This is a genomic window from Mycoplasmopsis mucosicanis (genome assembly GCF_006546935.1).
Taxonomy (GTDB): domain Bacteria; phylum Bacillota_I; class Bacilli_A; order Mycoplasmatales; family Metamycoplasmataceae; genus Mycoplasmopsis; species Mycoplasmopsis mucosicanis.
In genome coordinates this window covers 1-12,630 of record NZ_SMDN01000017.1, presented here as the reverse complement: position 1 = coordinate 12,630, position 12,630 = coordinate 1, and the positions used below count along the sequence as shown (strand labels likewise).

Sequence of the window (12,630 nt, the reverse complement as noted above, 5' to 3'; positions counted from 1 at the left end):
AATAAACTTAGATGAACTGAATGAAAGTTATTTACTAACTGCTCAACTCCCCGAACAAAATAAAATAGCTCAGACGTTCTCCACTCTAGACTCACTCCTAACACTTCATCAGCGTAAGTGTGAAAAAACTCAAAAAAATTAAGCAAGAATTGCTCAATAAAATGTTTGTTTAACACTCATTTTTGAGTGTTTTAGATAGCAAAATTATTTAAAAATTTTCAGTCTTTTAATATAAAAAATATGTCAAAAAAAACTCTAAACAGAACAAGTGTTTGAGTTTTTTTGTCTAGTTTAGATTAATAAAAAAAAATATTAAAATGCATTAATGTCAACATCACACAAATAATTTATTATCTAATAAAGGTCTTTATTTAGTCTTCTTAGCTATACTAAAATGCGATATATATTTTTATACTTAAAGTGGGAAAGTTGACTATATTTATATTATTTAAGTAATCTCTTAAGACTGCAAACTAAATAAATTTACAAAACAAATTAATGCAAAAAATGGTAATAAACTTTGTGTTTCAATGTGTTATAAATTGTAAAAATTGTATATAGCAAAACACAAAAAGTGTATTTTGATTTAAAAAAAACGTCAATTTTACACTTTTTGCATTTTGTTCCGAAACGTTAAAAAACAAATCAATGTGTTTGCAAACAAATCTGCAAAACAAATTAATGAAAAAAATGGTAATAAACTTTGAGTTTCAAAGCATTATAAATTGTAAAAATTGTATATAGCAAAACACAAAAAGTGTATTTTGACTTAAAAAATAGCTCAATTTTACACTTTTTGTTTTTTGCTCCGAAACGTTAAAAAACAAATCTGCAAAACAAACTGATGCAAAAAATACTAATTAACTCTGTTGTAGAACATTATAAATTGTAAAAATTGTATATAGTAAAAAACAAAAAGTGTATTTTGACTTAAAAAATACGTCAATTTTACACTTTTTGCATTCTGCTCCGAAATGTTAAAAAAAACAAAACAAAATGTTTTGTTTTTAGGTTTTATTTAGTTTCAGCAGTTCCATCTTTTGAATCTTTATTTAATGCAACAAGAGCATCTCATAATTTTTTAAATGATCCATGACCATATTGACTAGCTCAACTTCCATACATTGCATTACCTGGAACTTGAACATTGAATTGATGTCAAGCAACTTTCTCTACCTTTGCTTCTTCACCACTTTTAGCTGCTTTTGTAACTTTTATACCTTGAGCTCCTTCAACTTTTGTAAATAAGTCTTTAGCACCTTCAGTTTTTTCTAGTCATTCATTAGAGTAGGTATTATTTCTTTTTGATTTGTATGCATCATCATAGAAATCACCAAAGTCATCACCTATTCTCATAATAACTTTTGTTACAACACCATCATCAGAGTTTGCATCAGAAGCTTTAAAGTTTCATCCATCTTTGTTATCGCTAACAGCATTCATTCTTTGGTTTTTGGTGGTTGATTTTTTTAGTGTGTTATATGCTTTGTCTGATGATTTGTATTTTTTAAATTCATTAATAGCAGTTTTTCAAGGTGTTTTGTCAAATTTTCCATCTTTTAATACTGGTTGAACACCTGAACATCAGAACATTCATTCGTGAACATATTCTTTTTTAACACCTTTAGCAATAAGGTTTTTCATAATACCTTTGATTGAATCTTCTAATTGTGGAATTCCTGAGTTGAATAAAACAATTCCACCGTTTTCAAATACGTGGTTGATAAATTCAATTGCACCAGGAACAGGATTTCTGTTTCCAACTGCATCAATTTTATTTTTTTCATCTTCCAAGAATTTACCTTTGTGTTTAATAACTAAATCCGATTCACTTAATTCATTTTTAAACACAGTTTCATCAATATCCATGAAAACTACAGGAATTGCTTTTCCGTTTTCTGCTTTTTTAACTGCACCAGTTGTTTTATCAACTTTTGAGTAGTCAATTTTATCAGTGTCACCACGTTTTTTTAGGTTATCAAATGCAACTGTTGCTAATGTGTATGCTTGAAGAGCAGCAACTTTTTGTTCTGCTGAAGTCATGTATCAAATAATTGATGCAGTGATTCCAACACCTGAGTTAATATCATTGATTAATTTTGCTTTTTCATCGTCGCTTAATGTCAAACTATTTACAAGTTGAATTTTTTCATCAGTAGTTAATTTATTAACTTCTTGAGTAAGTTTTTCAAGCGTTAATTTATTTTCGACTGGCTGATTACATGCAACAGTCGCAATAGGTGCTAATGATAGTGGAGCAAATGCTCCTAATAAATATCTTAATTTTTTCATTTATTACCTCTCTTTGTTAGATATTTTACATTTTTCTCATTATGCTTAAATGATTACAGGACTTTATGTATTTTTTTTCTTTATTTATGTGCTATTTTGCAAAAAAACACAGCATTGCTGTGTTGAATTTACTTATGATATTTTTTATTGTTGAGTATTGTAGCTGAACGATAAATTTGTTCGCAAAGCATAATTTTAAATAATTGGTGTGGAAAGGTCAATAAAGAAAAACATATTTTTAGATTAGACTTAATTAAGTCTTCAATCATTCCATCAGAACCACCGATGATAAAAGTAATGTCTTGATTTGCTTCAATGATTTTGCTCATTTCTACTGAATCATATTGTTTGCCTTTTAGTGAACACAATACCACAAAACTATCATTTTTTATTTGCTCAATAATAAGCTTAGTTTCTTTGAGTTTTTTAGTTTCTATATTTTTTTCTTCACTGAATTCTTTTACCTCAACACACGTAAATGAGTAGTTTTGGGAAATTCTTTTCTCATAATGTGTGCATAAATTCTTAAATTCTGGACTTAATGATCCAACTGAAATTATCTTAATTTTTTTGGCCATTTTTACTTTCAATATGGAACATTAGCATTTGAATATCAGCAGGATTTATACCACTGATACGACTAGCCTGTCCAATGGTTAAAGGTCTTATTTGCATAAATTTTTGTTTAGCTTCAGTTGCAATATTTTTAACATTTTCATAATTAATGTCTTGAGGTATTTTAAGATTTTCTAAACGAACCATTTTTGAAGCATCTGTTTTTTGTTTTTCAATATAACCATGCAATCTAACCATAATTGTAAGTTCATTTTTATATTTAAAATCAGGCACTACATCGTTAGGATCAACATCAGGACGCGACAAAACTTTTAGTAATGTGGCTCCATCGAAAATTTGATATTTTTGAGCCAATTGAGACTTGCTAGACAAGTGTGTTGTGTGTAATTGTTGAATTTTTTCATCAATTAAACGATATTTTTCAATAACTTTGTCAAATTGTTCTTTAGAAAGTGTTTGTGCATACAAACCATAATCGGCGAGTCTAATATCTGCATTATCATTTCGCAATAAAAGTCGATATTCTGCACGCGAAGTAAGCATTCTGTATGGTTCTTTTGTTCCTTTTGTTACTAAATCGTCAATCAAAACGCCTAAATATCCGTGGTTTCTTAAGATAATAATTGGATCTTTATTCTGTAATTTGAGACCAGCATTTATACCTGCTACTAAACCTTGACCTGCAGCTTCTTCATAACCACTTGTACCATTTATTTGACCAGCAGTGAATAAATTTTCAATTACTTTTGTTTCTAATGATGGTTTCAGTTGTAAAGGGTCAATTGCATCGTATTCTATAGCATATGCTCATTTTTGCACTCGTGCATTTTTTAGTCCAGGTATTGTGCGAATTATTTTGTCTTGGACTTCAATAGGTAGCGATGTTGAAAGGCCATTAACATATGTTATAGTTCCATCAGCAGTTTCAGGTTCAAAAAATATTTGGTGACGAGGTTTTGAAGCAAATTTAACAATTTTGTCTTCAATTGAAGGACAATAACGAGGACCAATTCCTTCAATTAAACCTGAATACATTGCTGATTTATGCAAATTTTCTCTAATTATTTGATGTGTTTGCTCATTTGTATATGTTGTATGACAAGCAATTTGAGTAGGAATTGAAATATTTGAGCGAGATGAAAAACTTAAATTTATATCATCGAGCACTTCTTGCTCAACTTCTGAAAAATCTATTGAATCAGATCAAATACGTGGAGGTGTTCCAGTTTTTAATCTTTGAAGCACAAAACCGTGTTCTTTTAATGAAATGCTCAATGATTTTGTTGTTTTTTCATTGTCTGGTCCACTTTGTGTGGTCTGAGAACCACGCAAAATTCTTGAATCCATATATGTTCCAGTTGTTATAACACATACATTTGCGTAGATTATTTGACCATTATCAAGTTCTACACCTTGAAATTTTCCTTCATGTGCAATTATTTTTTCTACACCAGCTTCAAGAAGATCAAGATATTCTTCTTTTTCAACGAATTCTGCAATGATTTTTGAGTACTTTTCTTTATCTATTTGAGCTCGCAACGCTCAAACTGCAGGACCTTTTGATTGGTTAAGCATCTTTAATTGAATAGTTGCTTTGTCAGCTCATAATCCTTGCATTCCGCCTAATGCATCAATTTCTCTGGTAATAATTCCCTTTGCAGGTCCACCAATAGAAGGGTTACAAGGCATCATACCTAGTCTATCTTTGTTGAATGATATCAACAAAGTTTTATTCTTTTGATGGGCTAATGCAAAGGCAGCTTCAAGTCCAGCATGTCCACCACCAACAACAATTGCATCATATTTTGCTTTTATGTTCATAATGCCTCCTAAATAAAATAATTAACAATTATTCAATAAAAATGAATTATAAATAAATCAAATATCAATAATATATTTTAGCACCTTTGCTATTTTGCATTGATTTATGCACTTTTACTAACTCAATAAAATTGGAATTATTTTCATTTTTGTTGCTATCAATATTATTTTAATTTTCTATTGCATATAAATATTGAGTGATTGAGTAATGAAAAAAGATAATAATTTTACCAATATACACATTTTTGAGTACTATTGGTAAAATTGATATGTTGTATTATTGTATAACTTTCACACTGTTTTATTAATATAATTAGAATATTATGGATGAGAAATTATTGGATGATAAATATTTTTTAATCAATATAAAAGATTTGAAATTTAAATACAACAAAAAACAACCGCATTATGATATCGAAATAGATAAATTACAGATTCCTGGCAATCAAATTATTTCATTGCTTGGACCAAGTGGTTCAGGTAAAACAACACTTTTGAATTTGCTTCTTGGTTTTTTAAAACCTACTTCAGGTTCATTGTCAATAAGAAACAATCCAAAGCCTCATGAAATTGCATATATTATGCAAGAGGGCTCTATTTATGAGAATGTTTCAGTATTTGACAACATTTTTTTGAGTGCAAAAAATAAAGAAAGTTGAGTAGATAGTGTGCGGATGAAATATTTTGATGAATATTTTTCAGAGCACTTAAATTATGACTTGGTACAAAAATATTTGTATTGAGCTAACAGTGCATTGAGTAAAAAACTATCACGTTGAGAAAAGAAAAAAAGATATTTAAAACTTCTTTGAGCAATACTAACTGATAAATCGACCAAAGGCAAGTTTAAAATTTTTAAAGATCTAACGCGCAAAAGTTTGTTTAAAAAAGAACTCAATGAAATATCAAAAAAATTAGGTATAGACGGCTTAATTCATAAGAATGTTAATGAGCTTTCTGGTGGTCAAAAACAACGTGTTTCATTTGCAAAAGGTATTGTAAAAAGAACAAGTTTAATTTTAATGGATGAACCATTTAGTGCATTGGATGCCAAAATTAAAGAATCTACAATTGAGTGACTTTTACAAATTAAAAAGGAATTTAACCTAAGTATTGTGGTTGTTACACACGATCAACACGATGCATTGAAAATTAGCGATCAAATTATTTTGATGGATAAAGGTAAAATTCAACAATTTAGCTCTGGCGAGCAAATGTATGACAATCCAAATAATTTATTTGTTGCTAAATTTATTGGTTCACCAGAAATTAATTTTATTGAAGAAAAGAATGGCTATTCATACTACATTAGACAAAATAAAGTAAAAATGAACCCTGTGAAAAATGGAAAATACAAGGTAGTGGATAAAAAACACTTTGGTGACAGCGTGCATTATTGAGTTGAAATAAATCCAAACAATAAGTGAGTCGTTGTATCAAATGATGCATCAATAGACATTGATCAAAGAGTAAATTTAAAATATCTAAATTCAGACGTTTTTGTGTTTGATAGCAATGGAGAAAGAGTCTATGCACAACACATATAGTTCAAAAAAAGAAAGATCAAAGCATCTTACAAAAATATTTTTACTCCTTGCACCATTAATGATATTGATTATTGTATTTACATTAGCACCTATGATTCATACATTCTTTAAGTCTATTGAATTTTTCCCTTACAAGTCTAATAAAACAATTGTCCAACATAATTTCGGAAACTATAAAAGCATTTGAAGTGACACAAGATTTAAATATGCTGTAATAAATTCAACATTAGTTTTGTTTTTAGGCACCTCTATTTCGTTAGTTCTGGCTTTTGTGTTTGCTTTAATGGTTGAGTTTTTGATCTCTAAGACAGTCAAAAGTTTTGTTTTATCTTTAATTTATTCTCAATTTTTCATCTCAACATTTGCAGTAGGTATTGCTTTTACAATATTTTTTGGTTCAAAAAACCTATTCTTTAGACTTATTGGTTCAAAATACTCATTTACATCAGGCAATAATAGATTACCAATTTGAATATATTATGTTTTATTTCAAATTTGAAGATCACTTCCTTTTAACCTTATTTTAATTGCGTCTGCAATTAATAGGGCAAACATAAAGTATGGTAAGCAACAGGTTATTGATAATTTAAATATATGACAAAAAATAAGATTTATTTATATAAAAGAAGTTGCTACTGTTTCGTTTGCTATTATATTTACTAATTTTATATTTGCTTCCTTATTGCTACCTCAAGCATTGCTTGAGGATACATTCGATGTAGATATTGAAAATGCACACACATTGACCTCATATACTATCAAGTTTATTGGTGGTGGAACTAAAGGTTCGCTCGAGTTTGAAAAAGGTTATGCTGCTGCATTCTTTAGTTTTGCATATCTCGTTTTATTGTTGGTCATTACATTAGCATTGCGTCCTACAATAATTAAAAGATTTATTAGATTTATACAGCGTAAAATTGCAAAATCTAAAAGCAAACAATTGCTTAAAAAAGAGGTAAATAATGCTAGCTAAAAGAATAATCAAAGAAATTTTAAAATACATAGCGCTGTGTTTTCTAATAATGCTCTTATTATTTCCATTATATTTTTTGATGGTTAATGGTTTAAAAACAAATGCAAGTGCTTTAGAAAATAAACTTGAGTTATTTCCTCAGTCTCCACAATGAGAAAATTTTATAACGATAATTAATAAGAGATTTTGAGAAGCTTTTGGCTGAACATTGTTGTTTGCTACTACATTAATTGCTTTGCGAGTTGTAGTTTATTCTCTTGCAATTGGTGCTTTGCTCAGTATGAATAAGCAATATCAAAAATACTTTTTGTACTTCTTTTTAGTGATAAGTTTAGTACCTGAATTTTCAATATATTTAAGTCTTATAAGAATACTTCACACAATAAGAATAGACACAACAGTATTTGGTGCAGTGGCTAATGGAATTTTTTCATTTTTCACCTTTACATACATATTTAATATTGCTAAATCTATTAAAGACAGAAAAGAAAAATTGATGGTTAATGATAATCTCAAATGACATCAAAAAATAATTTATGTTTATTTACCTAAATTAAAATTAGCTTACTTTCTTTTAGTTATCTTTACATTCATATCTGTGTGAAACGATTATCTTTGACCTAATACACTTCTTAGAAATTCAGATAAAAGTAACATCACAATTTGATATTTAAGTCTTGGTAATGTTCAAGGAAGCGTGCTGTTGAATATTCAAGCAGCGGGTGCAACTCTTTCAGTAATAGTACCACTTGTTCTTTATTCAATTGTTGCTAAGAAGATAAATAGATTTAATTAACAAGATTTTAAAATTCACAAAAAAATATGTTGTGAATTTTTTTATTAATTAGCCAAAACGTATAAAAAAATATATTTAATCAAAAACTTTTGAAAATTACTTTTTATTTTTGCTTATTTTCTCTAATTTTTATTTTTACCAATATACACATATTAAAGTACTTTTAGTCAAAAATATCTCATTTTATGAAATTGATACCATAATTTATGTATTGACGTTTTGTCTAATAGGGGTATTTTTGATTGGTTATATAATTATGCTAGTTAAAAAAACTAAAATAACATATTATTTTTAAGGGGAAAATAAATGAAAAAAACGAAACTAATTGCAATTATGTCTGCAACCGGTGTTTTAAGTGCACCATTGATTGCAGCAGCTTGCAATAATGATTCTTCAAATGGTAAGCAAGGTAGTGATCCTTCAAAAGGTCCACAAGACAATAAAGGTAAAGTTGTTTTTAGATTGCCACAAGGTGCAGACTGACCACTTGCTCAAGCTTTGCAACCTCTTGTAGACTATTACAACAAAACTCAAAAAGATCAACCTAACTTTGTTGAGGTTAAAACCGCATATTCTGAAAAAAATGGTATTTTTAGTGAATTTCAATTAATTAAATCTATTAAACAAGATATTGAAGCAGGTAGAGATGAAAATGTTCCTAACCTAATTTTAGGTGCATTATCTGGAACATACTTGATTAATCAACACGGAAGACTTTTAGACGTATCAGACACAGGTGTTAATAAAGGTCTATTCGATAAAGAAATTGCTGACCTACACTCTAAACTTTCTGGCAAGGACGACGAAACCAAACTATACAACCTACCTTTTGATAATGCCGATGTTAATGGATTAACATTTAACCTTGATCTAATGTACAAAATGTTTGAACTAATTGAAAAAGGTGGCGGTAAAGTAGACAAAGATTCAGAAATATACAAAGCAGCTCTAAAAGCATCAAAAGAAGGAAGTAGCATTCCAACAAACAGTGTTTGAAGTCATTTACTAGTTAAAGAAAAAGATTCACTTAAATCTCTTGATGTTAAGGACTCAACATTTTCAACTCTAGAAGGTGTAAGACACTTTTCTAAAACTTTCGCCGAAGGTGTGAAAATCGACGAATCTAAATTAAGTGAAATTAAAGAAACCGGAGAAGTATATTCAATAGACTATCAAGAAGCAACATTTTTGCAAGAGTTGCAAGCTCGTACAGACAAGGACACATTTGAATTAGTAAAAACTAATGACGTAAACGAGCCAACTACAATTAAATACAATTTAGTTGCTGATGAATCTGTAAAAAATCAGTTCAAAAGTTTATGAAATGATTATATGGACTCAGTTGTTCAACATGTTCAAGACAATGGAACAATTAAAATTAAGAATAATAAAGAAAATGAAAAGATTGGTGGTAAATCTTTATTCCAATCTGTTAAATATATGCAAAATGGTTATGCTGAATGAGGTTCATGGAACATAATGAGATATCGTTCAGCTATTAGTTATGCTGCTAGTGTTGGTGCTAACCAAAACCGTCAAACACCTTGATCTAATTGATTCTTTACTAAAGCATTAAAACTACAAAGTGAGGAGTCATTCAAAACTAATGCAAAAGATCAAGATGTATTGATGAAACCTCAAATTATTTTGAATAAAGATGGTGGTAAAAAAGTATTCCAAGAAGGTGGATCAAGTATTATTCCAGTTTCTTCAAAAGATGAAAAAATTAATGCCGGAACCAAAGCATTTATTAAATGATTATACACAGGTGATAATGACATTATTGAAAAAGGTGTTAAAGAAGACAACTGAAAATTCTTTGCTAAACTTTCAGGTTATGTAATGCCTCTTAAATCAGTGGCTACTAAAGAAGGTCTTAAATGAATTCAAGATGAACATGCTAAATATGTAAGTCGTTTAGAAAAATATGAAAAAGATCTTGAAACTAACAAGGATAACAAAGAAAAAGTAAAACAAATTAATGAAGCAATATTCCAAGAAACAAGATACAAAAACTTCCTTACATCAGCAGAGGTTTCATTAAAATCAATTCTTGAACTTCAAAAACCTGAAGTAAAACCATTGAACCTTATTACAGATGATAAAACATCACAAATGACTAGTGCTATCTTGAATGGATTATTTAAAAGCACAGTTCATGAAGGTTCAGAAACAAAAGATGCAGACGCTTTAATTAAATCATTCGAAAACGCAGTTAAATAGTTATAAATTTTTGTGTTAAAAAAACAAGTTTGGATGCTTGTTTTTTTTATTGCATATTTGAGGAACAGCAAACTTGCTTTGAGTGATTTTGTTATATAAAATTATCGAAATTACTTCATTTTTAGCGACTTAATTTTTTGTCCAAAACAACTCAAAAATGTGTATTATGGTTATTTTGTGAAATTAGTACCATAAATGAGTTATTGAAGCACAAAATAGAAAGCAAAACGAATTCTCTTTATATAATATGACCAGTTATTTTAACTACATACATAAGGAGATATAAATTGAATAAATCTAAACTAATTGCAATATTATCTGCAAGCAGCATTTTATCAACACCCCTTATTGCTGTATCTTGTAGTTCAAGACCAAATGAGGTTATATTTAGACTACCACAAGGAGAGAATTGACCATTAGCTTCGGCTGTTAAACCATTTGTAGAGTACTACAACAAGACACAAAAGGACAACCCTGATTTTATTAAAGTTAAGGCAGTTTTCTCACAAAAAGATGGTATTTTTAGTGAATTTGAACTAATTAAATCTATAAAAGAGAGTATAGAAAGTGGAAGACTTAACACAGTACCTAACCTAATTTTAGGTGCTCAATCAGGTGCATATGTAATCAATCAAGATAGAAGACTTTTAGATGTATCAGACACTGGAGTGAATAAAAAATACTTTATTAAAGAAATTGCCAACTTACACTCGCAACTTTCAGGTCAAGCAGATGATGACAAACTATACAATTTGCCTTTTGATAATATCGATGTTAATGCACTACAAATTAATCTTGATTTAATGTACAAAATGTTTGAACTCATTAAAGAGGGTGGAGGTCAAGTTGATGAGAGTTCAAAAATTTATGAAAAGGCATTAGAAGCTTCAAAAACAGGTTCTAATATTCCAGATAAAAGTATTTGATTAGCTTTAAAAGCTAAAAAAGATGGTTTTAAAAACCTTCAAAAAGTTGATGATGAAACATTTAGTTCGCTTGAAGGTGTAAGACATTTTTCAAAAGCTTTTGCTGAAGGTGTTGAATTAGATTATGACAAAGTCAATAAGGATACATTGCCTGGTGAAGTATATGCAATAGATTACCAAGAAGATACATTCTTACAAGAATTGCAAGCACGTACAAATAAAGCGACTTTTGAACTAAAAACCAATAAAGACAATCCAAATCAACCTACATCAATTCAATACAACATTGTTAGTGATCCTGATGTGCAAAAATCGTTTAAAGAATTATGAGATGACTATAATGATTCAGTAATAACATATAGCAATGATATTGATGCGAAAACATCAAAACATTTCCAATCAGTGAAATATATGTCAAATAAAGGTTCTGAATGAGGCTCATATAGAATTTTGAAATACCATTCAGCAATCAGTTATGCACCAAGTTTAGGAGCAAATAGTATATTCCAAACACCTAGATCACACTACTTATTTACTAGCAAAGATTCGTTTGGAACACATACTGAAGAAGAATTTAAAAAATACACAGCACAAAAAGATGATGTTTCAATTAATCCTCAAATTATCTTAAATAAAAAAGGTGGCAATAAAGTATTTCAAGAAGGTGGTTCAAGCATTATTCCTGTTGATGTAAAAGATGAACGATTTAATAAAGCAACAAAAGCATTTATTAAATGACTTTACACAGGTGAAAATGACATTATTCAAGATATAAGAGAAGCCGGACTAAAAGAACCTAACTGAAAAACTTTTGCTAAATTATCAGGCTACATAATGCCTATTTCAGAAATTACCAAAGAAGAAAATATTAAATGAGTAGACGAAGAATACGCTAAATATGAAAAAAGAATTAGTGAAGAGGAATCTAAAGGTGACCAAAAGGACGACAAAAAAATCTATGATGAATCAAGCTACAAAAATCACCTTGTTTCATACAAAATATCTTTAGAATCTATTCTTAAACTTAAACAAAACGATGTTAAACCTTTAAGTCTTGTCAAAGATGATGTAACTGCAGAGATTACAAAAGCAATTCTAAGTGGAATGTTTAATAGTAGCAAATATGACTCGCCAAGCAAAACATCAGCTGATAAAATGATTGAAAGTTTTACTAATCTTGTAAACGCAAATAAATAATAATTAACTCATGCCAACGCATGAGTATTTTTTTGTTTTAAGTGCATAAAACACGCAAATTTTGATTTTATTTTTCCTGAGTTTCGGAGTTACAAGCAAAATCAAAATATTTTTAATTCCTTATGTACGTAGTACATACGGGAATTTTTAAACAAAAAAATTACATAACATTACATAACATAATTTTATTTTTGTGATATAATTAAACTATGAAAAATCTAATAGTTATGATGATGGGAAACGGGAAAGCAAAATATTGCAGAGTTGTTAAGTCTAATG

Annotated in this window: 8 protein-coding genes; 5 read left to right on the top strand and 3 right to left on the bottom strand. The window is 28.9% G+C overall.

The window, feature by feature from the left end; genetic code table 4:
* Window positions 1-1,014 precede the first annotated feature (1,014 nt).
* The 3 genes from E1I18_RS03280 to mnmG form a co-directional block, all read right to left on the bottom strand.
* Window positions 1,015-2,292: an HAD family acid phosphatase gene (locus E1I18_RS03280; protein ID WP_141484169.1), complete on the bottom strand. Its 1,278-nt coding sequence runs from the start codon at window positions 2,290-2,292 to the stop codon at window positions 1,015-1,017.
* Window positions 2,293-2,420: 128 nt separating this feature from the next.
* Window positions 2,421-2,870 carry a 23S rRNA (pseudouridine(1915)-N(3))-methyltransferase RlmH gene (locus E1I18_RS03275; RefSeq protein ID WP_141484168.1) on the bottom strand — a complete coding sequence of 150 codons (450 nt, stop codon included), beginning with the start codon at window positions 2,868-2,870 and terminating at the stop codon, window positions 2,421-2,423.
* Window positions 2,854-4,689 (bottom strand): tRNA uridine-5-carboxymethylaminomethyl(34) synthesis enzyme MnmG, encoded by a 1,836-nt coding sequence (gene mnmG, locus E1I18_RS03270; protein ID WP_141484167.1) that lies wholly within the window; start codon window positions 4,687-4,689, stop codon window positions 2,854-2,856. The genes E1I18_RS03275 and mnmG overlap by 17 nt, the downstream gene beginning before the upstream one ends.
* Window positions 4,690-5,012: 323 nt before the next feature.
* On the opposite strand from mnmG, the gene E1I18_RS03265 reads away from it, so the two are divergent.
* From E1I18_RS03265 to E1I18_RS03245, 5 genes are all read left to right on the top strand, one after another.
* A complete protein-coding gene (locus E1I18_RS03265) occupies window positions 5,013-6,236 on the top strand; it encodes an ATP-binding cassette domain-containing protein (RefSeq protein WP_141484166.1) in 1,224 nt (407 codons plus the stop codon).
* Window positions 6,220-7,209, top strand: coding sequence for a sugar ABC transporter permease (locus E1I18_RS03260; RefSeq protein WP_141484165.1), 990 nt, complete (start codon window positions 6,220-6,222; stop codon window positions 7,207-7,209). The genes E1I18_RS03265 and E1I18_RS03260 overlap by 17 nt, the downstream gene beginning before the upstream one ends.
* Before the next feature lie 79 nt (window positions 7,210-7,288).
* Window positions 7,289-8,005, top strand: coding sequence for an ABC transporter permease subunit (locus E1I18_RS03255; RefSeq protein ID WP_308495576.1), 717 nt, complete (start codon window positions 7,289-7,291; stop codon window positions 8,003-8,005).
* A gap of 306 nt (window positions 8,006-8,311) precedes the next feature.
* Window positions 8,312-10,228, top strand: coding sequence for a P68 family surface lipoprotein (locus tag E1I18_RS03250; protein ID WP_141484163.1), 1,917 nt, complete (start codon window positions 8,312-8,314; stop codon window positions 10,226-10,228).
* A gap of 287 nt (window positions 10,229-10,515) precedes the next feature.
* Window positions 10,516-12,351 (top strand): P68 family surface lipoprotein, encoded by a 1,836-nt coding sequence (locus tag E1I18_RS03245; protein WP_141484162.1) that lies wholly within the window; start codon window positions 10,516-10,518, stop codon window positions 12,349-12,351.
* The last annotated feature ends 279 nt before the right edge of the window (window positions 12,352-12,630 follow it).